General features: G+C 65.2%; 19 protein-coding genes. 6 read left to right on the top strand and 13 right to left on the bottom strand.

Annotated features, from left to right (window positions below):
- Positions 1-7 precede the first annotated feature (7 nt).
- The 6 genes from BST47_RS08935 to BST47_RS08910 are packed head-to-tail and all read right to left on the bottom strand — an operon-like array spanning position 8 to position 6,753.
- Complete coding sequence (locus tag BST47_RS08935) at positions 8-1,324, bottom strand: virulence factor Mce family protein (RefSeq protein ID WP_083125182.1); 1,317 nt, start codon at positions 1,322-1,324, stop codon at positions 8-10.
- A complete protein-coding gene (locus BST47_RS08930; protein WP_083125509.1) occupies positions 1,321-2,673 on the bottom strand; it encodes an MCE family protein in 1,353 nt (450 codons plus the stop codon). Before BST47_RS08930 ends, BST47_RS08935 begins: the two co-directional genes overlap by 4 nt.
- Positions 2,670-3,695, bottom strand: coding sequence for a virulence factor Mce family protein (locus BST47_RS08925; RefSeq protein ID WP_107528914.1), 1,026 nt, complete (start codon positions 3,693-3,695; stop codon positions 2,670-2,672). Before BST47_RS08925 ends, BST47_RS08930 begins: the two co-directional genes overlap by 4 nt.
- Positions 3,696-3,746: 51 nt before the next feature.
- Entirely contained in the window at positions 3,747-5,111 is a 1,365-nt protein-coding gene (locus BST47_RS08920; protein WP_083125181.1) for an MCE family protein, read from the bottom strand.
- A 4-nt stretch (positions 5,112-5,115) separates the two neighbouring features.
- On the bottom strand, positions 5,116-5,931 hold the full coding sequence (locus BST47_RS08915) for an ABC transporter permease (protein WP_083125506.1): 816 nt from the start codon (positions 5,929-5,931) through the stop codon (positions 5,116-5,118).
- Positions 5,932-5,979: 48 nt separating this feature from the next.
- Entirely contained in the window at positions 5,980-6,753 is a 774-nt protein-coding gene (locus BST47_RS08910) for an MlaE family ABC transporter permease (protein ID WP_083125180.1), read from the bottom strand.
- A 545-nt stretch (positions 6,754-7,298) separates the two neighbouring features.
- On the opposite strand from BST47_RS08910, the gene BST47_RS08905 reads away from it, so the two are divergent.
- Positions 7,299-7,691 (top strand): limonene-1,2-epoxide hydrolase family protein, encoded by a 393-nt coding sequence (locus BST47_RS08905; protein ID WP_083125179.1) that lies wholly within the window; start codon positions 7,299-7,301, stop codon positions 7,689-7,691.
- Between the two features lie 124 nt (positions 7,692-7,815).
- On the top strand, positions 7,816-9,045 hold the full coding sequence (locus BST47_RS08900) for a TetR/AcrR family transcriptional regulator (protein ID WP_083125178.1): 1,230 nt from the start codon (positions 7,816-7,818) through the stop codon (positions 9,043-9,045).
- On the opposite strand, the gene BST47_RS08895 is transcribed toward BST47_RS08900, so the two are convergent.
- The 6 genes from BST47_RS08895 to BST47_RS08870 are packed head-to-tail and all read right to left on the bottom strand — an operon-like array spanning position 9,006 to position 16,212.
- The gene (locus BST47_RS08895; protein ID WP_083125177.1) at positions 9,006-9,776 is read right to left on the bottom strand and encodes an SDR family oxidoreductase; all 771 of its coding nucleotides are present in this window, start codon (positions 9,774-9,776) and stop codon (positions 9,006-9,008) included. The two genes, BST47_RS08900 and BST47_RS08895, sit on opposite strands and share 40 nt — an antisense overlap.
- 37 nt (positions 9,777-9,813) lie before the next feature.
- Positions 9,814-10,902: a 3,4-dihydroxy-2-butanone-4-phosphate synthase gene (locus tag BST47_RS08890; protein ID WP_083125176.1), complete on the bottom strand. Its 1,089-nt coding sequence runs from the start codon at positions 10,900-10,902 to the stop codon at positions 9,814-9,816.
- A complete protein-coding gene (locus BST47_RS08885) occupies positions 10,899-11,417 on the bottom strand; it encodes a flavin reductase family protein (RefSeq protein WP_083125175.1) in 519 nt (172 codons plus the stop codon). Before BST47_RS08885 ends, BST47_RS08890 begins: the two co-directional genes overlap by 4 nt.
- A gap of 24 nt (positions 11,418-11,441) precedes the next feature.
- On the bottom strand, positions 11,442-12,497 hold the full coding sequence (locus BST47_RS08880) for an alpha/beta fold hydrolase (protein ID WP_083125174.1): 1,056 nt from the start codon (positions 12,495-12,497) through the stop codon (positions 11,442-11,444).
- 46 nt (positions 12,498-12,543) lie between these two features.
- Complete coding sequence (locus BST47_RS08875; RefSeq protein ID WP_083125173.1) at positions 12,544-15,072, bottom strand: FAD-binding oxidoreductase; 2,529 nt, start codon at positions 15,070-15,072, stop codon at positions 12,544-12,546.
- Positions 15,073-15,102: 30 nt separating this feature from the next.
- The gene (locus BST47_RS08870) at positions 15,103-16,212 is read right to left on the bottom strand and encodes an LLM class flavin-dependent oxidoreductase (protein WP_083125172.1); all 1,110 of its coding nucleotides are present in this window, start codon (positions 16,210-16,212) and stop codon (positions 15,103-15,105) included.
- Positions 16,213-16,461: 249 nt separating this feature from the next.
- Between BST47_RS08870 and BST47_RS08865 the strand changes: the two genes are divergently transcribed.
- Genes BST47_RS08865 through BST47_RS31590 form a run of 4 tightly spaced genes read left to right on the top strand, consistent with a single transcriptional unit; the run spans position 16,462 to position 22,882 of the window.
- Positions 16,462-17,358 carry an enoyl-CoA hydratase gene (locus tag BST47_RS08865; RefSeq protein WP_083125171.1) on the top strand — a complete coding sequence of 299 codons (897 nt, stop codon included), beginning with the start codon at positions 16,462-16,464 and terminating at the stop codon, positions 17,356-17,358.
- Between the two features lie 3 nt (positions 17,359-17,361).
- The gene (locus BST47_RS08860) at positions 17,362-18,603 is read left to right on the top strand and encodes an acyl-CoA dehydrogenase (protein ID WP_083125170.1); all 1,242 of its coding nucleotides are present in this window, start codon (positions 17,362-17,364) and stop codon (positions 18,601-18,603) included.
- A gap of 1 nt (position 18,604) precedes the next feature.
- The gene (locus BST47_RS08855; RefSeq protein WP_083125505.1) at positions 18,605-19,690 is read left to right on the top strand and encodes an acyl-CoA dehydrogenase family protein; all 1,086 of its coding nucleotides are present in this window, start codon (positions 18,605-18,607) and stop codon (positions 19,688-19,690) included.
- A 21-nt stretch (positions 19,691-19,711) separates the two neighbouring features.
- Positions 19,712-22,882, top strand: coding sequence for a long-chain-fatty-acid--CoA ligase (locus tag BST47_RS31590; protein WP_420094024.1), 3,171 nt, complete (start codon positions 19,712-19,714; stop codon positions 22,880-22,882).
- Positions 22,883-23,157: 275 nt separating this feature from the next.
- On the opposite strand, the gene BST47_RS08845 is transcribed toward BST47_RS31590, so the two are convergent.
- Positions 23,158-23,982: an ATP-binding cassette domain-containing protein gene (locus BST47_RS08845; protein ID WP_083125169.1), complete on the bottom strand. Its 825-nt coding sequence runs from the start codon at positions 23,980-23,982 to the stop codon at positions 23,158-23,160.
- Between the last annotated feature and the right edge of the window lie 2 nt (positions 23,983-23,984).

Here is a 23,984-nt window from a genome sequence, read left to right as displayed (position 1 = left end):
CGCCGAGTCACGGGCCACCTCCGGGAGGCACCATCAAGCCCCGCAGACCGTGGGTGGGGTCCGTGGCCAGCGGCGCGGTGATTGCTGGGTCAGGCGCCGACGCTTCGGCGGCCAAGGGGACGCCCGGCGGCGGATCGACGGCAGGCGGTACGTAGTCGGGCCGCAGCCAGGGCTCGCTGTAGGTCACTTCGTTGGGCCGGGTCTGCGCGCCGACGAACAGGTTCTCTCCCAACGGCGGGAAGTTGTATTGACGGTTCTTCACGATGGGCGCCAAATACTGCGCGCACAGTTTCGCCGATTGCTCACCACCGCGGCGGGATGCGGACTGAATTGCACCGCACAGGAACGAGATCGGGTTCGCGAAGTTGTTGATGGCCAGGGCGCCGGTCAACGAACCGTTGGCCGGCTCGTAGATGTTGTTGTAGTTCTGCAACACCGTCGGGGCGATGTGCAGCGTTTGTTTGATGTCGTCGAGGCTCTCTATCAGCACGCGCGTGATCGAGGTCATCTTGTCCGATGCCGTACCGATCGCCTCCGTGTTGTCGGCGGCGAAGTCCTGCACGTCGCCGACGACCGCGTTGAGATCCTCGAATGCCTGACCGACTTTGTTCGGATCGTCGGCCAGCAGCGACGTCACCTCCGCCAGGTTGCGGTTGAGCGATTCGAGCAGATCGGCGCTGTCGCTCAGCGCAGATACCAGCGTCGAGAGGTTCTTGAACGTGGCGAAGATGTCGTTGCTGTGGTCACCGAGGATCGAAACCGCCTGCGACAGTTTGATGATGGTGTCCCGGATCGAGGGGCCCTGGCCGCGCAGGTTGTCCGCGGTGGTGTTGATGAGTGCACCCAACGTACTCACACCATCGGGCCCGGTGGGCTTGAGCAGGTCAGTCAGCCTCTCGAGTTGCGCGCGTAAGTCGTCCCATTCGACAGGCACCGCAGTGCGGTCCTCGGGAATCACCGCGCCGTCGGCCATCGTCGGTCCACCGGTGTACGGGGGCGTGAGCTGGATGGTGCGGCCGGTTACCAGCTGCGGTGACAGGATCACGGCCTTGGCATCGGCAGGAACCTGGTACCTGCCGTCGAACCAGAATGTGATCTTGGAACGCTCGGGCTGCGGTTCGATCGATTCGATCTTGCCGACGGGCACACCGCGAACAAGCACGTGGTCGCCGGCGAATACCCCTGTGCTGTTCTCGAAGTAGGCGACCACCACCGTCCGGGCGATCTGCGCGGGCATACGTGCCGCGACGATCAGGCCCGCACCCAACACCAGCACAAGCACCACCGCCAAGACGAGCCTCGCGGTACGTGGCGACCTCATCATGGCCGGGCTCCCGGTTGGAGGGGCGGCGCCTCGCCCGGCGCCGGCAGGAAGACCGGCGCTGGAGTCGGCTCGGGCACCGAGGCCATCGCCGGCGGCGGCAGCGCGGGCGGCCCCGGTGGCGGGCCGCCGGGCGGTGGTGGCGGGGGCGGCTCGCGGTAGGGGTAGCAGCCGGGGCCAGGCAACGCAATGCCCGGCGGCCCGCACGCCTGATCGCCGGGTTGGCCGGTGATCGCGTCGGGCAGATGCAATCTCGGTTCCCCACCCTGACCGGTCCGCGGGAAGGGCACCGGCAACGCGGGCGTCCCCGGTTGGCCGGTCTGCGGGTCCGTCAGCTGTGAGGGCAGCAGCGTGGCCGGATCCAACCCCAGATCCGAAAACGCTGCGTCGACGAACGGTTGCACGAACTGACCCGGAAAGAGGTTGACCACATAGGCTTTGAAGAACGGGCCGGAGGAAAGCGATTCACCGAGAGACATGACATACGTGTTGATCAGTTTGATGGACTGCGCCACACGCTCCTTGCGGTCATCGACTATCGCCAACACTCCGTTGAGCTTTTCCAACGCCGGCCGCAGCTGCTCACGGTTCTCGGCGATGAACGCGTGCAACTGTCGCGAGACCGCCGAGATGTTCGCCCAGATCTGGTCCAATGCCGCGCTTTGCGTCCGCAGCGCCGCCAGGAGTGCATTGGTGTCTTTCACCAGACTCACGATGTTGTCGGTGCGTTTGGCCAGCACCCCCGTCACTTGGGCCGCGTTGTCCAGCAACCTGCGCAATTCGGCATCGCGAGTGTCGAGCACTTGTGCAAACCGCGCCACGCCCGCCACCGCATCCTTCAGATCCGCCGGTGTGCCCGAAAAGGTCTGGGCCAAGGTGGCCAGCGAGTTCGAGAGCTGGTCGGTGTTCACGCCGCTGATCGTGGTGGCCAGGTCACCGAGGGCATCGGGCAGCTGGTAGGGCGAAACCGTACGGTCGAGCGGAATGGTGCCGTCGAGCTGCCCGCTACCGCGCGGCGTCACATCGACGATCTTGGCGCCCAACAGGCTCTTGGTCTTGATCGCGGCCTCGGTGCGGTCCCCCAGTCGCACATCGGTGTCGATCTCGAACGTGACGAGCACACCCGTCTCGTCGAGTTCGATGTCCGAGACGTTGCCCACCACGAAGCCGGAAACCTCCACGCCGGCACCGGTGTTCAGCCCGCCGGCGTCGGCGAAGTACGCCGAGTACTCCCTGCCCGAGTTGAGGAAGGGCAGGTTTTGGTACTGCAACGCGGCCAGCACCATCACGGCAACGGTCACGACGCCGACGGTGCCGATGACCAAGGGGCTGCGTTCGGAGAATGACTTCATTTGGGCGCGCACCGCCCCGTGCTCTGGCCGGCCACTTTGACGTACACCGGCTGGCCCCCTTTGCCGTTGAGCTTGAGCACGACATCGCACAGGTAGAAACTGAAGTAGTCGCCGTACATGCCCTGCCGCACGAGGGCCTGGTATCTGTCCGGCAGCGTGTTGAGCAGGTTGTCGAGATATTCGTGGTCAGCCACGGCGATGCCCGCCACCCGATCGGTCTGCGCGACCACCTCTCGAAACGGCGCCCGGGCTTGGGTCAACAGGTCGGCGAGCGAACCGGTGGCGGCGTTTGTGTAGGCCACCGCGTTGGAGATGTCGGTCCTGCGTTCGGCCAGCCCGCCGATCAGCTCCGAAAGTGATGTCACGGCTTTGTCCAGCCGCTCGCTCTGCCCGCTCAACGACCCCAGCACCACGTTGAGGTTGTCGATGACCTGCCCGATCAGCAGATCGCGGTCGGCCAACGTGTTGGTGACAACCGCGGCCTGCTGCAGGAAAGACCCGATTGCGGGGCCCTGACCCTCAAACGCCTCGATCAACTGCTGAGTCAGGTCGTTGACCTGCTGCGGGTCCAGCGCCCGAAACAGCGGCTTGAAGCCACCGATCACCGAGTCCAGATCCAGCGCGGGTTGCGTGTGAGTCAGTGGGATGGTCTGCCCGGGACTCAGCGTCTTGAGTCCGCCGGTGCCTTCCTCCAGGGCCAGATACCGGTCGCCGAACAGGTTGTCATACCGGATCACCGCCCTGCTGCCCTGCGTGAGCACGACCGACTTTTCGGCGAAAAACTGCACGCGCACAGTCGCATCCGGGTTGATGGAGATGTTCTCCACCTTGCCGACCTCGACGCCCGCGATCCGCACTATCGTGCCGTTCCTCAGGTTGGACACGTTGCTGAACTCGGCGTAGTAGCTGTTGCCCGCGCCAAAGCGAAACTGTCCGAAGATCGTCAGCGTCAGGAATGCGACGAACAGGCAGACAGCCAGGAAAACGCCCAGGCGCCAGATGGTGCCCCTGAAGTCAGCCACGGAGGCTCTCCTCCTTGTGCGGATCGTCGGCGGTGATGATGACCAGCGCGATCACGGGGGGCCCTGCCCGTTGTCGTCGAGCGGCGCCGGGGCCGCCGGGGGGACCCCCGGCCATAGCGGCACCCCGCCCGGCCCGTAGAGCGGCGCACCGTATGGTGGCGCCCCCGGGTATGGAACCGGCCCGATCGCCGGGCCCGGAAGGCACTGACGAATGCTCGGCGGCTCCGGCACGGCACGGGTCGTCGGGAAGTAGTTCGCCCAGCACGGATGTCCGATACCGGGGTTGGGCCGAATGTCCAGGCCGGTGCCCCAGCCGGTGTTGGTGATCAGCTGGCGCACCGGGAAGTTCTTGGTCGCATCCGGAAGCGAGCCGCACCCCGGCGCACCGCCGGGCCCGCCCTTGGCGGCCACTATCGGCAGATTGTTCGGGTAGGCGTAGGGATCGTTTCCCAGCAACAAGGCGACGTCGAGCTGAAGGGTGCGGCCATCGCCGCCCCACGCCGCATAGCCGCCGTTGTCGAGATACCACGTGGCTCCCTTCAGAAAGCACTCGTACACGGGGCTGTGCTGCAGCAGCAGGTTCGTCGTCGGTTCGAGGGTGTTGACCGCCTCGACGAGATCGTCCTTGCTCGTGGCAAGCAGGTTCGTGCCTGCCGTCGACAAACCGATGACGTTCAACAGCAAGCCATCTAGTGCGCTCGCCTGGTCGGTGATCGTTGTGCTGGTGGTACTGACGGCGTCCAGGATGGACACGATGTCGTCGGCTGCCGCGTCATACGTGTCGGCGACGTTCCCCAGCGAGCGCCAGTTCTCTCGCATGGTTTCGGCGCGCGCGTTCAATGCCAGCAGGACCTCATTGAGGTCCGTGGTGGCCTGACCCATCCGCTGGCCCTGTCCGCGCACGCCATCGGCGACTGCGGTCAGCACGGCGTTCAGCTTCAGCGGGTCGATCATCTTGAGCAGCTCAACGACGTTCTCGAAGACCGTGTTGATCTCTGTGCTGACGTTCTTGGATTGCAGCACGGCGCCCGCGGCCAGCCGTTTGGGGCTCGGATCCGGCGGATACACCAGCTCGACGAACTTGGTGCCGAACGCGGTTGTGGCACTGATCTGAGCGTCCACGTTGGCCGGGATGTAGCGGATCTGGTGGGGGTCGATCTCCAGCCTCAAGCTGGCTCGATCACCCCCGCCGCCGATCTGGCTGACCCTGCCGACTTGGACACCACGCATCATGACATCTGCGTTGGTCTCCATCACCAAACCTGCTCGATCCGATGAAAGCGTCACGGGCACATACGATCTGAACGTTTCCCCGAACGATGCCGCCGCCGCGGAAAGGAACAGGACGATTGCCGTCAACAAGATCAGCGTCCACCACCCAGTGGCGATGCGGTATGTACCAGCCCTGCGCTTCATGCCACTATCCGGCCAAATGGAAGTCGCCGGACTGGCCGTAGATGGCCAGCGTCATGATCACGATCAGGACCGATGCGACGACCATCGAGGCACGCACCGCCCGGCCCACGGCCTCACCTACGCCTGCGGGCCCACCGCGCGCGGTGTAGCCGTAATAGGTACACAGCAGCATGATCATCAACGCGACCGCGGCCACCTCGGCCAACGACCACAAGACGTCGGATGGACTCAGATAGGTATAGAAGTAATGGTCGTAGACACCTGACCCCTGGCCGTACACAGCGGTGGTGCCGAGACGAGCGGCCCAGAAAGCCGTCATCAGTCCGATGCAAAACAACGGGATCGCCACAATCACTCCGGCCACCACCCGGGTGGAGGCCAAGTAGCTCACACTGCGGATACCGATGGCCTCGAGCGCGTCGATCTCCTCGTTGATTCGCATCGCCCCGAGCTGAGCGGTACTGCCGGCGCCGACGGTGGCGGCCAACGCCACCATCACCGTGCCCGGCTGAATCTCGCGGGTATTGAAAAACGCCGATGCGAAGCCCGTGAGCGCCTCCACACCCACCGACGCCAATTGGTTGTATCCCTGCACCGCGACGATCGCACCCGTCGTCATCGTCAAGAACGCCACGATGACCACCGTCCCGCCGATCACCGCGAGCGCCCCGCTACCCAATCCCATCTGTGCGATCACTCGCAACAGCTCGCCGCGGTAGTTGACGACGGCATCCGGAATGCCAGCCAACGTGGTGGCGTAAAACCTTGTCTGCGAACCAATCTGGTCCCACCCGGCCACCACTGCATTCCTCGCCCGCAGTAAGCGGGGATGAAGTCCGCTCGGAACACTCGACGTCACGGCTGCACCTCAAGACACCATGAAGGGGACGCCGACAGCGGTGACGATGATGTTGATCAAGAACAACACAAGGAAGGCGAACACCACCGTTTCGTTCACCGCCCTGCCGACACCGGCGGAACCACCATCCACCGAAATACCTTGGTAGCAAGCGATCAAGCCCGCCATCAACCCGAACAGGGTCGCCTTGACCATCGAGATGACGACGTCGGCCATATGGGTCAGCGTGGTCAACCCCGCCACCCAGGCGCCCGCCGAAACGTCCATGAGGTACACCGAGCAAACGAATGCCCCGACCAGGCCCGTCATGATCACCACCGAGCTCAGCGCCAGCGACACGGTCGTGGCCGCCAGCACGCGAGGGACGACCAGCGCCTGAATCGGGTTGATACCCATCACCCGCAGCGCATCGAGTTCCTCGCGAATCGTTCGCGCGCCCAGATCGGCGCACATCGCCGTGGCACCCGCACCCGCCACCACCAACACCGTCACGATCGGACCGCTCTGAGACACCGTGAAGATCGCAGCGCCGGTACCGGAAAAATCCGCCGCACCGATATCGGCCAGCAAGACGTTGAAAAGAAACCCTGAAATCACTGCCCACGGAATCGTCATCAGTATCGCGGGCAGCGTCGAAACCCTTGCCACGAACCAGCACTGAGCCAAATACTCGCGCCACGCGAACGGCGGCTTGAACATCAACACCAAGGTGTCCAGCGACATGGCCAAGAACCCGCCGACCGCACGCACGGGCCTGGTCGCCGCTTGCGCGGAGATCACCATGCTGGGCCCAACCGAGCGGCTGCCGGGAGGCGGCGCTCCGGCAAACAACCGGCCGAGGCTCCGACCGCCGGTGCCCTGTGCGTTTGCGGGAAATCGCCATCGATGGAGGGCATAGACGGAACGCTATCGACCCCTGCGGCCCGATTGCTGCTTCCAAAAAGAGGTATAAGTCTCTCCCTTACGAGGCATGAGCGGCTGTAGACGACGGTCAGCGAAGTTTGCTGTGGTGCCCGCGCGGCCACTGCGGCAACGACTGGCAGCACCCGCGCGACCCGCATGGGTTCGGCGCCGCGGCGACGAGTGGAGCTGCTCATGTTGGCCATCCCGACAGGTCGAAGTTGGGCGGTGACAACGGAGAGGGTACGCGGCCGACGTCGTTTATGTCCATAGTCAATACGCCGATTAGAGATCGTTATGTAGACAAAAAACGATTACAACTGCGACTTGTACTCATAGATGTATCTTGATAGTACTGTTCTGTATGTCACACTGGAGATGGTGGGCGTGGGGGCGACCTCGCGCAGTGATACCCGAGGAGGCAACTGATGACCGATACCAAAGAGGCCAGCGAGAAGCTTGTCCGCGACTTCCTGGGCTCCTGGGAGGGCCGTGATCTTGAAACGATCTGTGGTGCTTTCGCCGCCGACGCCGTTTACCACAACACGCCGGTGAAGCCGATCGAGGGCATCGACGGTATCCGGGCGATCTTCCGCGCCTTCCTCGACGCGTTCTCGTACGCCAAGCTCGACGTCGTGACGCTGGCGGCCGAACCCGGCCTGGTGCTTGCCGAACGGATCGACTACTTCACCATGAACGACGGCCGCAAGGTCGAGTTACCCGTCACCGGTGTTTTCGTCGTCAAGAACGGCGAAATCACCCGCTTCACCGACTATTTCGACCTTGCCGACTTCGAGCGCCAGAGCGGATTCAAGCTGTAGGTCCGCGGCAACCGACATGGTCAGCGACTCGTCCACCCCTCTGCCGCAGGTCACCTCCGCCGCAAAGCAGGGGCGTCTGGCAGGATTTGGTGGTTCGAGAAAGCAAGAAGGGGGGCGGCGGGCGGTGGAGACCGCGGTTTCAACCGTCAAGCGCAGGCCCAAGGATCGGAAGCAGCAGATCCTGGAGCAGGCCGTTCGGCTGTTCATCGAACGTGGCTTTCACTCGGTCAAGCTGGAGGACATCGCCGAGGCGGCGGGTGTCACCGCCCGCGCGGTCTATCGGCACTACGACAACAAGCAGGCCCTGCTCGCTGCCGCTATCCGCACCGGCCAGGAGCAGTACCAGAGCGCCCGGCAGCTCTCCGACGGCGAGACAGCGTCGGCACCGCGGCCGTTGAGCGTCGAACTGCCCGACCTGACGGCGGCCGCCGTCGCATCGCGGTCCTTGACGGTGCTGTGGCAGCGCGAGGCCCGCTACCTCGACGATGTCGAGCGGTCCGAGGTGCGCCATCGCATCAACGCCATCGTGGCAGGCATTCGCGACAGTGTGCGGCTCGAGGTGACCGAGCTCAGCCCGCAGCATCTCGAACTGCGCGCCTGGGCGGTGTCCAGCACCATCACCAGCCTGGGTAGACACAACCTGAGCCTGCCGGGCGATGAGCTGTCCGAACTGCTGAACCGGGCCTGCATGGCGGCTGCGCGGACTCCTGTCGTCAGCGCGCTGAAACCTCTCGACCCGACGCCCGATGACGGGCGCGCATTGTTCTCCCGGCACGAAACCCTGCTGGAAACCGGTGCGCGTCTCTTCCGCGCTCAGGGCTATCCGGCCGTCAGCACGAGTGAGATCGGCAAGGGCGCCGGCATTGCGGGTCCGGGCTTGTATCGCACGTTCTCGTCCAAGCAGGCCATCCTCGACGCCCTCATCCGGCGTCTGGACGACTGGTGGAGCCTGGAAACCATTCGCGCATTGCGCAGCGACAAAGACACGGCGGACTGCCTGCGCACGCTGGTCGCCGGACGGGTCCGCATCAGCCTCGACGATCCCGACCTGGTGGCGGTGTCGATCACCGAACTTTCCCACGCTTCGGACGAAGTCAGCGAGACATACACGCGCAACCAGGCCGACCGCGAAGCGGTATGGATCGACCTCATCTGCAGACTGGTGCCCGAAACCACGGCTGCGCAGGCTCGACTCCTCGTCGCCGCGGCCATCAGCTTCATCGACGACACCGTGCGCACGTGGCACCTGACCCGGTATTCGGGCGTGGCGGAGGAAATCACCGCGATCGTGTTGTCGATCCTGACCAGCCGCGGTCACCAGAGCGCGGAAATGGTTCCGCCGTCCGCGATCTGAGCTGTCCCGTTCACCATCGACGCGTCGTCGGACAGCAGGAAGGCGACGACTCCGGCGATCTCCTCGGGGCCGGCCATGCGGCCCTGCAGTCGGGCGATCATGTTGTCCGCGCCCCCAACGCCCAGCACCTCGTCGAACGTCGCCATCGCGGTCTGCTGCATCGGTGTGTCGACGAACGCGGGCAACACTGCATTGGAACGCACGTTGGCCGAACGTAATTCGGCGGCGGTCACGCGGCTGAGATGGATGATCCCCGCCTTGGACATGCCGTACGCCGCCGACCCGGCCGCCGCGACCTGACCAGCCAGCGACGACATGTTGACGATCGCTCCGCCACCGCGCTCGATCATCTTCGGTGCGGCATGTTTGGTGCACAACCACGCGCCGCGCAGGTTGATCCTGATGACCCGGTCGAAGTCCTCGACGGTCGTTTCGGTCAGCGGCGCGAAATGGACGACTCCGGCGTTCGCGACGAGTTTGTCGACTCCGCCGAACTCGGTGGTACAGGCCTCGACCATCCCGATCACCTGTTCCTCGTCGCTGACATCGGCCCGGAAACCGACCGCGCCGCAGCCGATTTTCATCGCCGCCGCGTCGGCGGCAGCGCCGTCGATATCCGCGCACAGCACGTGACAGCCCTCGTCGGCGAGGCGCGCTGCGATCGCGAGACCGATGCCGGCGCCCGCGCCGGTGACAATGGCGGCCTTGCCCGCAAGGTCCGGATGCGTCATGTGACTCCTCGTGAGTGTGTTTGAGCCATAACGATTCTCACCCCGCGACCGCAAGAACCCTGCGCTGCCCGGCGACCAAACCGTGTTCGCGGATCGCCCCGAACATCACCAGGCCGAACCCCGGAGCATCATCGGACAGCCGGACCGAATGCACGCCCAGATCGCGCAGTATCCATGCCACGATCTGCGAAACCCGCTCCGAACCCAACGCGCCGCGGGTCGACAGGCCGCACGCGCCCACCGGGCCCGGTGCGCGCAGGTACACGATCATGCCGCTGCCCCGAGCAGTCATCGTCGTCACCGCGCGATGGAGATCCTCGCCGCAGCGACAACCCAACGACCCGAACACGTCTCCGGTCAGACATTCGACGTGCACGTGCAGCGGCATCGGGCGATCCGAATCTGCGGTGCCGATGATCGCCACGAGATGTTCGCCGCCGCCGTGGGTGTCACGAAAACCGATGGCGCGCGACGTCCCTGCAACCAGGGGCAGCAGGGTTTCGGCCGACCGGACGACCTGCGGTTCGGTGCGCCGCCGGAACTGTGCGAGATCGGGGATCGAGATCACGCCGAGCCCGTGCCGCTCGGCGAACTCGATCGACTCGGCCTCGTCGGCGATCGCCCCGATGCGCTCGCCCGAGACGATCTCGCAGAGGACACCGGCGGGTCGCCGGCCCGCAAGCCGGGCGAGGTCCACGGCCGCCTCCGCCACTCCCGGTTGTGCCAACACGCCGTCCGCATCGGCCAGGACGGGCACGACGTGGCCGGGACGCCGGAAATCCGAGGGCGACGACGCCTGCGCGGCGAGGGCCACGATGGTCGCGGCGCGGTCGGTCGCCGAGATGCCGGTGCCAACCCCGAACCAATCGACCGCGACACGTTGCGTGGCGCCGAGGCGGTCGCCGTTGCATACCGGCGGCAGGTCGAGCCGATCGCACTCGGTGCCCGGCAATGCAACTCGGACGTAGCCGGAGGTGTGCCTGACGGTGAAGGCGAGCAGTGTGGAGGTCGCGCTCTCGGCGGCGAAGACCAGGAAGCCCTGCGCGGCATCGTCTGTCACCACGACGGGACGGCCCGCACCCACGGCCGCGATCGCGCGCCTCACCCGTACATCTGCGGTTCTCATCCGCGCTCCCCCGCTGTTGCCGCGACGGCGAGCCGACGAAACCGGCTGCCGTGAAAAACAAGTGGTGGGGTGTCCGGATCGGCGCTGAGTTCGCAGATTTCCAGCAGCGCGATGGTGTGGTCGCCCGCGGGGAGCTCGGAGTGCAGGCGGCAGTCCAGCCACGCCGTGGCCCCGTGGACGAACACCACCCCCTTGGACAGTTCCGTCCACCGCACCCCGGCGAACCGGTCCCCGACCTTGCGTGACAGCGAAAGGCAGGCGTCACTGTGGTGCTCGGCCAGCACACTGACCCCAAGCCTCTCGCGCCCGCGCAACCTCGGCCATGTGGTCGAGGTGTTCTGCACGCAAATCGACACCAGCGGCGGGGCCACCGAAACCGTGGTGAACGAGCTGGCCGCCATGCCGACCGGTTCACCGTCGATGCTCGCGCAGACGGCGATCACCCCGGACGGGAAACACCCGAAGACGCGACGCAATGTCGCGTCGTCGAGTTGGCGTGAGTGGACGGGATGCATGTCTTTTTTTTCCGTGCCTTGCCCTTAACGCAGCCCGTGCACGAAGTCGAGCAGCAGCCGGTTGATCTCCTTGGGCTCTTCCTGCTGAATCCAGTGTCCGACCTCGGCCACCATGTGGGTGCCGCAGTAGTTCGGCATCATTTCCTCGGCCCGTTCGGTCGCTTCGGCTCCCCATGTGGTGCCGACGTCGTACTGCCCACCGATGAAGACAGCGGGCGGGGTGAGTGGCTTGCCGGCCTGCTCGGCCAGGTCGTGCCAGTCGTTGTCGATGTTGTGATAGAAGCTCAGCGGCCCGCCGAAGCCGGAATGCTCGAATTCGCCTGTGTAGAAATCGAGATCCTCATCGGTGAACCAGTCCGGCATCTTCTCCGGATACACGAAGGCGTCCTTGAGGCGCGCCCCCTCGGGCATGCACAACGGGCCGGCGCGGATCACGTCGAGCGGATCCATGGCCGCCAGATCGATCCCTTCCGCCTCGGCAGCACGGGTGGCGGCGCTCACGGCATCGCCGGACACCGTGTAGGTGAGTCCGAGAAGCCAGGTGCGCAGGTCCTCTTCGATCTCCGCGATGATGCCGTCCTGCGCTGAGAAGTAATCCTGGTACCACACCCTGCCCGGCCCGGCGATCTCGAGGTGATAGTCGTTCGGGCGTTGCTCTCCGAAAGGACTGCCCGGCAGGGCAATAACACCACGTCCGGCGAAGGGGCAACTGAGCCCGGCAACTCCGGCACATCTGTCTGGGTGCAGCCAGGCGAACGTCCACGCGACCGGGGCGCCCCAGTCGTGTCCGACCACGATCGCCTGCTTCTCGCCGTACGCATCGATCACGCCGAGGATGTCGCCGACGAGTTCTTTGATGCGGTAAGCGGACTGCACGCGGAACTTCGACGATTGGCCGTAGCCTCGCTGATCGATCGCCACCACGCGGTACCCGGCAGCCGCGAGCGCGGGAATCTGATGGCGCCACGAGTACCACGACTCCGGAAATCCGTGGACCAGCACCACCAACGGACCCTCACCCTCTTCCACGGCGTGGATCCTGGTGCCCCGGCAGTCGAGCATCCGATGAATCTGCGGCATGCGAGTCGCCTCTCCTTGTTGACGTTCAGTGTGTGGGCGTTACTGCCTACCCGACGGCGATTTCCTCGGGACGGTCCAGCCGATCGGCGACGGGCACGGTCCGGTCGGAGTAGTTGCGGGCGATCAGCGTCTGCTGACCGGACAATCTCGTGCGCGCCCATTTGCCGAGCACACGGCCTGCGACCTTCGGCATCATCAGGGCCGCGGGCGGCTTGACCAGGTGAACGACCGCGAGGAACTCACGATAGGTATCCAGGTCGTCGTGAACCAGCTCGAGGACGCGGTCCATGTACCAGGTGAGCGCACCGAAATAGAACGGGCGTTTGTCACGCACGCCTTTGATCCAGTCGAAGCGCAGGTTCTGCTCGCGGATCACGAACCAGGCCGTATCAGCCATCTTGCTGATCTTGCGGTAGTAGCGGCGCGGCAGGTCGTGATGTCCCGCGCCGTATTTGGCGAGCAACAGCTGCATCTCGCGGACTTCCTTGAGCGCCAGGCTCATTCCCAGCCCCGACACGGGGTCGGCGCTGGTGTAGGCATCGCCGACCACCAGCAGGGCACGCGGGAGGTTGCGCATCTTCTCGTACCGCAGCCGCAGCATGTTGGGGTAGCGGAAGTTGTAGATCGGCGACGCGGGCTCCAGCCCGTCGATGTTCTCACCCACGACCGGTGAGGGCATCAGGTCGGCGAACTCGCGGAACTCGCGTGCGGTACGTGGTGGCGAGTAACAGTTGTAGGCGACAAGAGACGTGGACAAAATGGTGCGTGAGCTGTCCGTGTAGTACTGCGCGGCGTAGGTGTCCTCGTAAGGCCGGTACGCGTAGCAGATCACCATCACCTTGTCGTCCCACTGCCGTTCCGGCGGGACGTGGTGGTGCATGGTGGAGTAGAAGCAGTTGATGATGTCCTGCTCGACCTCAGGGGCGCCGATCCCCATGTGTTCCAGGAACTCGGGTATGCGCGTGTTCTTCCCGGATGCGTCGACAACGAACTCGGCAGGCACCACATCCAGTACGCCGTCACGGTCCACCGCGACACCGATGACGCAATTGGCGTCGCGATCGTAGACGAGGTCACCGACCTCGGCCTCGTAACGGAACTCGATGCGGGGTTCGTCATCGAGCCGACGCCGCACACACCATTCGAGCAGCGGGCGCCCGGCGCACACGATCTGAATGTCACTGGTGCCGGGCTTCTTCCAGGTGCCACCGAGTCGGATGCGGTATTGGTCGGCCATGTCGACCTTGAATGCACCCTCGGCCACCATGTCATCGACGATGCCCGGAAAAATCCGTTCCAGCTCGATCTGTCCCGCGGTGAGCAGATGATGGAGGTGCCAGCCTTGGGCCGCGCCAGGCCGGCCCTCGCGGCGGGAGTGACGGCCGTCCTTCTCCAGCACGATCACCCGGTCGAACGTCTCGGTCAGCACCTTGGCCGCCGCGATACCGGCGATGCTACCGCCGATGACAACGGCGGTGCCGCGACCGTCACGTCGCACCTGCGTCAGGTCGAGCTCGGCGTAGTCCAGGCGCGCCGGGGTACGCCTACGCGCGGCCCCACTCGCCACGAACTTCTCGTAATACAGACCGATACGATGAATACCTTTGTTGTCTAGCCAGTTTCGCGTCGCCTCGACCATCGGTGCAGGGCCGCATAGGTAGACGTCGGCGTCGCCAGCCCGACCATCATCGCTCAGCATGGATTCGTCAAGCAGATCGGTGACCAGCCCGACGGGACCGTCCCAGCCGGCGTCGGATCGGGACACGATGGTGTGCAGCTGAAGGCCGGGGATGCGTCGCGTGAGTTCGTCGAGTTCGTCTTGCTTGCACAGGTCCTCGGCGGCGGTCACGCCGTACAGCAGGTGCACCGGTTGCCCGATGTCACTGTCGAGGCTCTGAGCCATTGCCAGGATCGCCGACAGCCCGGTGCCGCCGGCAACGAGGATGACGGGCCGCACGATCGGCCGCAGATAGAAGCCGCCCTTACTGCACCGCAACGCGATTCGGTCACCCGGTTTGGCGCGGTCGCGCACATAGTTCGACATCACGCCGTCAGGCAGCAACCGGATGATGAACTCCAGCTCGGTGCGGCCGTCGTCGGGATGCGCGAAGGAGTAATTTCGCCACGCATCGGTTCCCGGCACCTGCAGCTGCGCGAATTGGCCCGCCTTGAACGTGATCGAGTCGTCGATGCCTGAGACATCGATCCGCAGAATCGCGGTGGTGCCCGACAATCGCTGCACGCTGGTCACCACACCCTCTCCGGTGACCAGTCGCGCCGCGTTGTCATCGGCCGGGTACTGCAGATCGATGACGCAATCGGTATCGGCGAACGTCTGGCACGTCAAGACCTTTCGGGCTGAGCGCTCGACGTCCGACAGGCCTTCGGTGCGCCCCATCTGATAGTCACCTGAGGCGCACGTGGCGACGCACGTTCCGCAGATGCCGCTCTGGCACTCGTTGACGATCGAGACGCCGTGCTCTTCCGCCACATCGAGAATCGACTGGTCCGGCCGTCCCGGCATCGTCTTCTGCGTGCCGTCCGAAAATCGGACCGTGATCTGATGAGCTTCCACGCCAGTGCCCTTTCCTACCCGTGCTCGACGTCAGACGACCGCGCCCGCCGGCTTTTTCGCGATGCGCGCGTTCAGCCGTGGCATGACTTCCTCCGCGAGTAGCCGCATCGAGTCCTTCCACGGTCCTGGGTCCTCGCTGTAGTCGAACCCGAGGACGAGCAGGTGACCGAAGCCGCCGACCTGGTCGTAGGTGGCCTCCAGTTTGTCGACGACGGTCTCGACCGAACCCACCACAAATGTGTTCTCGGCCAGGTATTCCGGCGTGACATCGGCATCGGGCACCGCGGGGTCGTGCTTGTAGAACTTCGTCATGCCCATCGTCTTGAAGGTCGGCAGCACGTACTCGCGCATGTTGCGGCCGAGCATGCCGTCGACGGCGTAGCGGAACGCCTTCTCGTCCGTCTCCGCCACGATGACCTCGCGCACCAGTCGCCAATCACGGCGATCGGGAGTACGCCCGCTGCGGGCCGCCCCTTCGAGCACGGCATCCCAGTGCGTGGCCACGTAATCGGTGTTCAGATCGAGGCTCATCGGTATGTAGCCGCGTTCGCCCGCGAGTTTGAGGGTTTCCGATCCGGCGCTGAAGCCGGTGACGCCGATCGGCGGGTGCGGCGACTGGAACGGCTTGATGTGGCGGCGCATCAGACCGTCGTACATCGGCGCAATCCCGTTGGCGTTCCAGTACTTTCCGCGGTGCTCCCACGGTCCGTCCTCGGTCCAGATTCGCAGCATGATCTCGAGCGCCTCACGCGTCATCTCGCGATGCTCACCGTTGTGGCCGTCCACGTCGAACAGGGCCCAGTCCCCTGGGATACCGCTGGCGCCCACGCCGAGCATGAACCTGCCCTGCGCGAGATGGTCGAAGTATGCGACGCGATGCGCCAATTCCACGGGGTGGTGGTACGGCAACAGGTGCGCACCCGGCGCGAGCTTGATCCTCTTCGTGCGCTGTAGCGCCTGCGCCAGCAGCAGGTCCGGCGCACAGATCGGCTCCCAAGGCACGGTGAAGTGCTCACCCACCCACGCCTCGACGTAACCCAGCTGGTCGGCGAGCTCGATGATGTCGAGATCCCATTGGGTGGCGTCGAACAGGCTTCGTTCCGGCGGGTGTGCCGGCATGAGGAAAATTCCGATCTCCATCTTCAACCCTTCTGGGATGCTTCGGTACCGCCGACTGCGATGTACAACACAGTACTAGCAAGATACATCATTGAGCGCAAGCATCAGTTTGCATCGTGATTTACGTCTCTGAAGTTTTCTATAGCGCGTATTGGCTATGGACATATTGCGGTCGCGCCGCGTAATCTCGCCAACGTCAAGCACCCAAACGCCTGGTCACCGCGATCGAGCGGCCGCGCGGCCTGATGCACCGAAAGAAGGGAGTGATCCGTGTCGGATTTCGACTACATCGGATACGAGGTCATCGACGGGGGGCAGATCGCCGTCATCACCCTCGATCGGCCCAAGCAGCGCAACGCGCAGAACCGCGGAATGCTCGTCGAGCTGGGCTGCGCATTCGAGCTGGCCGAATCGAACGACGAGGTGCGGGTGGTGCTGCTGCGGGCCGAGGGGACGTCGTTCTCCGCCGGTCACGACCTGGGCTCCACCGACGATGTCCGGGAACGCTCCCCAGGCCCCGACCAGCACCCCTCCTACCAGTGCAACGGCGGAACGTACGGCGGAGTCGAGTCACGCAACCGCCAGGAGTGGCACTACTTCTTCGAGAACACCAAGCGCTGGCGCAATCTGCGCAAGATCACTGTCGCCGAGGTCCACGGCATGGTCCTGTCGGCCGGACTGATGCTGGCGTGGTGCTGTGACCTCATCGTCGCCGGTGAGGACACTGTTTTCGCCGACGTCGTCGGCACCCGGCTCGGCATGTGCGGGGTCGAGTACTTCGGCCACCCGTGGGAGTTCGGGCCCCGCAAGGCGAAGGAACTGCTGCTCACCGGCGACTCACTGGACGCCGACGAAGCCCACACCATCGGCATGGTGAGCAAGGTGTTCCCCAACGACGAGCTGGCCGAGCGCACCCTCGAGTTCGCCCGCCGCATCGCCAAGTTGCCGACGCTCGCGGCCCTCCTGATCAAGGAATCGGTGAACCAGACCGTCGACGCGATGGGCTTTTCGACGGCGCTCGACGCCTGCTTCAAGATCCACCAGCTCAATCACGCGCACTGGAGCGAGGTGACCGGCGGCGAGTTGTCCTACGGGACGGTCGACTACGGACTCGAGGACTGGCGCATCGCACCCGAGATCCTGCCCGCGGCCAAGCGTCGGCCCTGATCGATGGACGTCGAGTACCCGCAACAAGCCGAGGCGTTCCGGGACCGGATCCGCACGTTCCTCGCCGAGAATCTTCCGCAGAGCTGGCCAGGCGGCGGTGCGCTGCCGCCGGAAGAGCGGGAGACTTTCGCACATCGTTGGCGCCAGATCCTCGCGGATTGCGGACTGGTCGCCGTGTCCTGGCCGAGGGAATATGGCGGAGCCGGCCTGTCCGTCATCGAACAGGTCGTGCTCGCTGAGGAGTTCGCCCGCGCCGGCGCACCCGAACCTCCGGAGAACGACCGGTTCGGAATCGAGCTGATCGGCAACACGCTGATCGCCCTTGGTTCCGAGGAGCAGAAGAGGCACTTTCTGCCGCGCATCCTGTCCGGCGAGGACCGTTGGTGTCAGGGTTTCTCCGAGCCCGAGGCGGGCTCCGACCTGGCGTCCGTGCGGACGAGGGCCGTGCTCGACGGCGACGAGTGGGTGGTCAACGGACAGAAGATCTGGACATCCGCAGGCGCATGCGCGAACTGGATTTTCGTTCTGGCGCGCACAGATCCGGATGCGCCGAAGCACAAGGGACTTTCACTGCTGCTGGTGCCGATGGACCAGCCGGGCGTCGACACGCGCCCGATCGTCAATGCGGCCGGGCATGCCTCGTTCAGCGAGGTCTTCCTGACCGACGCACGAACCCCGGCAGCCAACGTGGTCGGCGGGATCGGCCGCGGGTGGCCGACCGCGATGACCCTTCTCGGCTTCGAACGCGGCGCGCAGATCACCACCGCGGCCATCGACTTCGGGAGGGACCTCGAGCGCTTGAACGACCTCGCCAGAGCGCGTGGGTTGCACACCGACCCGCATATCCGCGACGGTCTGGCGTGGTGCTATTCGCGGGTCCAGATCATGCGTTACCAGGGCTACCGCGGTCTGACGCAGCTGCTGGGCGGCCGGCGTCCCGGCCGCGACGCCGCGATCAGCAAGGTCATCTGGAGCGAGTACTTCAGGCGGCACACCGAGCTGGCCGCCGAGATCCTCGGCGTCGAGACGCTCGGGCCGGAAGGTCCGGGCAACGGTGCGGCGCTGATAGTTCCAGAGGCGGGCACACCCAACTCGGCGGCCTGCTGGATGGACGAACTGCTCTACGCGCGCGCCGCCACCATCTACGCCGGCAGTTCTCAGATCCAGCGCAATGTGATCGGTGAGCAGCTCCTCGGACTACCCAAAGAACCACGGCCTCATGCGGCCGCAGGCGGGAACCGGTGACATGGACTTTCGTTACAGCACAGAACAAGACGACTTTCGCGCATCACTGAACGGTTTTCTCCGTGACGCCGCACCGCCGGTCATGGTCCGCGCCGCTGCGGGCCATGACCCGCAGCTCTGGAAGCGCGTGTGTAACGAGCTGGAGCTGCCGGGGCTACACGTTCCGCTCGACTACGGCGGTGCGGGTGGCACCCTGATCGAATCGGCGATCGCGTTCTCCGAGCTCGGCCGGGCCCTGACGCCGGTTCCGTTGGCGGCCACGACCTTTGCGATCGAAGCGGTGTTCCGCGCCGGCGACGAGGAGCAGCGTCGCAGGTTGCTGAAGGGAATGCTCTGCGGAGACCAGGTCGGCGCACTCGCGGTGGCAGCCCATGGCGACACCGACCCCGCGACGGCACGGGTGCGCGCCGACCGGAAGGGGGGCACCGTCCTCACCGGCGTATGCGGGCCGGTCCTGCACGGTTCGGTCGCGGACCTGTTCATCGTGCCCGCGGTGGCCGACGGTGTAGTCGCCCTGCACGTGGTGGCGGCCGATGCGCCGGGCGTGACTCTCGTGAACCTGCCGTCCTTCGACGTCACCCGACCCGTCGCCAGGCTGGAGCTGGCACAAGCCCCCTCCGAAGCGCTGTCCGCGGGGTCACCCGAGGATATCGAACGGGTGGTGGACATCGCACGGGTGCTACTCGCCGCGGAGATGCTCGGCGGCGCCGAGGCCTGTCTCGCGATGGCGGTCGAATACGCCTGCACCCGAAAACAATTCGACCGCCCAATCGGCTCCTTTCAGGCGGTGAAGCACGCCTGTGCCGAAATGATGATCGAGATCGATGCGACGCGCACCGCCGTGATGTACGCCGCAATGAGCGCAGCGGACGAGGCGGAACTGCGGATCGTCGGCCCGCTGGTGAAGGCGCAGGCCGCCGACACCTTCGCGCTGTGCGCCGGTTCCGCCATCCAGGTGCACGGCGGTATCGCATTCACCTGGGAGCACGACCTGCACCTGTACTTCCGACGCGCCAAGACGACCCAGGCGCTGTTCGGTGGAAGCACACATCATCGCCGGCTGCTCGCCGACCGCGCGGGCCTTTGATTCCACACTCGCAAAGGAGCAATGATGACCACGCTCGTATCCCCCTGCACCGGCATCACGCTCAGCGATGTCCTGCGCAGGCATGCCTGTGTCCGGCCGGACAAGGTCGCGTTCGTCGATCCGCGACGACGGTGCACCTTTTCAGAGCTGGACGACCGCGTGACACGGCTGGCCAACGCGCTGTCCGCCCGCGGAATCGGCCACGGCGATCGGGTGGCCGTCCTCGGATACAACAGCATCGAGCTCGTCGAGTCCTGGCTTGCCGTATTGCGTCTCGGCGCCATCGCGGTTCCGGTGAACTTCCGGATGGTGGCCGACGAGATCGCGTACGTGCTCGCGGACAGCGGTGCGGCCGCCGTGTTGGCGGACGTCGCGCTCGCGCCGACGGTGGAAGAAGCGTGTGCCAAGGCTCCGTCGGTGGACACCGTGATCACGATCGGCGGCGATATGGACGACATCATTGCCGCCGCGGACAGTGCTGTCACTGAGCTCACGGTCGAAGACGAGGCGCCCGCGTTCATCATGTACACGTCGGGCACGACGGGCTTCCCCAAGGGCGCTGTGCTCACCCACCGCAACCTGTATCTGCACGCCTTCAGTTCGATCGCCACCCTGGGAAACCGCGATGACGACGACTGTTGGATGGCGGTGGCGCCGCTGTTTCATACGGCCGGCGTATCCGGGATGCTGCCGATGTTTCTCAACGGCGGCAGCGCGGTCATACCGCCCTCGGGTGGGTTCGACCCCGCCGCGATCGTCGCCACGATCGTCGAGGAACGCGTCACCTCGTGCTGGATGACGCCGGCTCAGTGGCAGATCGTTTGCGCGATGCCCGATCTCGGTTCCCGGGATCTGTCCCGCTTGTGCCGCGTGTGGTGGGGCGCCGCACCCGCGTCGACGACGCTGCTGCGAACCATGATCGACGCGTTCCCGCACGCCGAGATCATCGCGGCGTTCGGTCAGACCGAGTGCAGCCCCATCACCTGTCTGCTCCGTGGCGAGGATGCGCTGCGCAAGATCGGGTCGGTGGGCACGCCGATGCTCAACGTGGAGACGCGGATCGTGGACGACCAGATGAATGATGTCGCCCACGGCGAGGTCGGCGAGATCGTCTACCTGGGCCCACTGGTCATGAAGGAGTACTGGAACAAGGCCGACGAGACGGCAGAAGCGTTCCGCGGCGGATGGTTTCACTCCGGCGACCTGGTCCGCCAAGACTCCGATGGCTACATCTATGTGGTCGACCGCAAGAAGGACATGATCATCTCCGGTGGGGAGAACATCTACTGCGCCGAGGTTGAGAACGTGCTGGCCACCTGTCCCAAGGTCGCCGAGGTGGCGATCATCGGGGTACCCGATGTGAAGTGGGGCGAGACGCCTGTGGCCGTGATCGTCCCGCGCGACGCTGCCGATCCCCCGACCGACGACGACATCGAAGCGCACTGCCGGCAGCACCTCGCGCCCTACAAGCGCCCGCGGCGCGTCGCGATCGTCGACGCGTTGCCGCGCAATGCAAGCGGCAAAGTGCTGAAGACCCGGCTGCGCGAGGAACACGGTGCCGCCGCGTCCGATACCCAGGCGTATGCCCTGGGACCGACCGACACTCCCCTGCTTGATGAGACGATCGGGGCGAACTTCGAGCGCACCGCCGCGGCGTATCCCGACGCGGAGGCTCTGGTCGACGTCGCCGGCGGCCGCCGCTGGACCTATGCCGAACTGAACGCCGAAATCGACGTGGTCGCGCGGGCGTTGATCGCCAGCGGTATCGAGCGCGGTGATCGCGTCGGTATCTGGGCGCCCAACTGCCCGGAATGGACCATCCTCCAGTACGCGACCGCCAAAATCGGCGCCATCCTGGTCGCCGTCAACCCCGCCTACCGGACCCACGAGCTGGCCTATGTGCTCCGTCAGTCAGGAACGCGACTCTTGGTGTCAGCGAGCGCGTTCAAGACCTCCGACTACCTCAGCATGGTCGCCGAGGTGCTGCCGGAAACACCCGACGTGACCGGGGTCGTCTTCCTGGACACCAGCGACTGGGACGCCCTGCGGGCCCGCGCCGGTCAGGTGTCGGCGGCCGACTTGCGGACGCGAATGGACAGCCTGCAGCCCAGCGACCCGATCAACATCCAATACACCTCGGGGACAACGGGTTCACCCAAGGGCGCCACCCTGTCACACCGCAATATCCTCAACAACGGGTTCTTCGTCACCGAGCTGATCAACCTCGGCCCCGGCGAACGGCTCTGCATACCGGTGCCCTTCTATCACTGCTTCGGCATGGTGATGGGCAATCTCGGGTGCACCACCCACGGCGCCACGATGGTCATTCCCGCAGCAGGATTCGACCCGGCCGCGACGTTGGAGGCGATCGAAAAGGAACGCTGCACAGCCCTTTACGGCGTACCGACGATGTTCATCGCGATGCTCGGCCACCCCGATCTCGGCGAGCGTGACCTTTCGTCGCTGCGGACCGGGATCATGGCCGGGGCGACCTGCCCGATGGAGCTGATGAAGCGGTGCGTCAACGAGCTGAACATGTCCGAGCTGGCGATCGCCTACGGCATGACGGAAACGTCGCCGGTGTCCTGCCAGACGTTGATCGACGACGACCTGGACCGCCGCACCTCCACGGTGGGGCGGGCGCATCCGCACGTGGAGATCAGGATCGTCGACCCCGAGACCGGCCACACCGTGAAACGTGGTCAGCCGGGCGAGTTTTGCACCAGGGGCTATTCGGTGATGCTGGGCTATTGGAACGACGACGACCGCACGCGTGAGGCCGTCGACGTCGACGGCTGGATGCACACCGGTGATCTGGCGGTGATGCGGGACGACGGGTACTGCATGATCATCGGTCGCATCAAGGACATGGTGATCCGCGGCGGCGAAAACGTCTATCCGCGCGAGGTCGAGGAGTTTCTGCACACCCACCCCGACATCGACGACGCGCAGGTGATCGGCGTTCCCGACGAGAAGTACGGCGAAGAGATCTGCGCCTGGATCAGGATGCGGGCCGGCCGCACACCACTGGACGCCGACGCCGTGCGGGCGTTCGCATCCGGAAAGCTCGCGCACTACAAGATTCCGCGCTATGTACGCGTCGTCGACGATTTCCCGATGACGGTGACCGGCAAGGTCCGCAAGGTCGAAATGCGGGCCGAGACGGTACGGCTGTTGGGGTTGGAAACCTAGTTCGAAGGCTGCTGCGGCTGGGCAGGCGCGTCGCGGCGCGCATGCCAGCGCAACCGGAGCATCAGCAAGCCCCGGTGCGCACGCCACCCCGCAGACAGCGGGTCGCGCCAAACCGGCGCGTGCCGTTTCGGATCGGGTTCGATGTGCACGAATCCATTGTGCCGTCTGGGTCCGCAGCCGTCATTCGCGGCGCACTGCCTTCCAGGTGAACAGCGACCGAACTGTAATCCGAGCAGCGCCCCGCGACCTCGGCCGCGGGGCTCTGCTGAGCGCGGTTATGCGCCTTTACCGCGCAGTTCGTGCGACAACGCCTCGAGCTCGTCACCGCCGGCCATCTCCTGTGTGAGGTGCTCGAGCGTGATGTCGTCGTATGTGCAGTCCAGCTTCTGGCGACCGCGGTTGAGCAGCACGAAGTGGTCACCCACCATGTGCGCGTGGTGCGGATTATGTGTGATGAACACCACGCCGAAACCGGCCTCTTTGGCCGCGGTGATGTACTTCAGCACCACCCCCGACTGCTTGACGCCGAGGGCGGCGGTCGGCTCATCGAGGATCAGCACTCGCGCGCCGAAGAACACGGCCCGCGCGATCGCCACGCATTGCCGCTGACCACCGGAGAGCGAGCCGATCGGCACGTCGACGTCGGGCAGTTCGATGCCCATCTTCGCAAGTTCGGACAACGTGGTGGCACGCATCGCGTTCGAGTCCAACGAAAACGGAAAGGACTTCTTCCGAAGCTCTTGGCCGAGGAAGAAGTTGCGCCACACCGGCATCAGCGGCACGACAGCCAGATTCTGATAGACCGTCGCGATCCCCTTGCCCAGTGCGTCTTTCGGTGATGCGAGGCGGGCGGGCTCACCGTCGACGAGCAATTCGCCCTCGCTCGGCGGATGATACCCGGCGATGATCTTGATCAGCGTCGACTTGCCCGCGCCGTTGTCGCCGAGAATCCCCGTCACCTCACCGGCGTGCACACGCAGCGAGATGTCCTTCAGCGCAGTGATGTTGCCATACATCTTGCCGACGTTCTTCAGCTCGACCAGCGGAACCTTGCCTCCGGACGGAGCTTCTTCGACATGATGATCAACAGTTGCGGTCATGG

The sequence above is a fragment of the Mycolicibacterium tusciae genome (assembly GCF_002086795.1).
In the GTDB taxonomy this organism is placed as follows: domain Bacteria; phylum Actinomycetota; class Actinomycetes; order Mycobacteriales; family Mycobacteriaceae; genus Mycobacterium; species Mycobacterium tusciae.
Note: the sequence above shows the minus strand (reverse complement) of the source record. Positions and strands in the feature narration are given on the sequence as shown.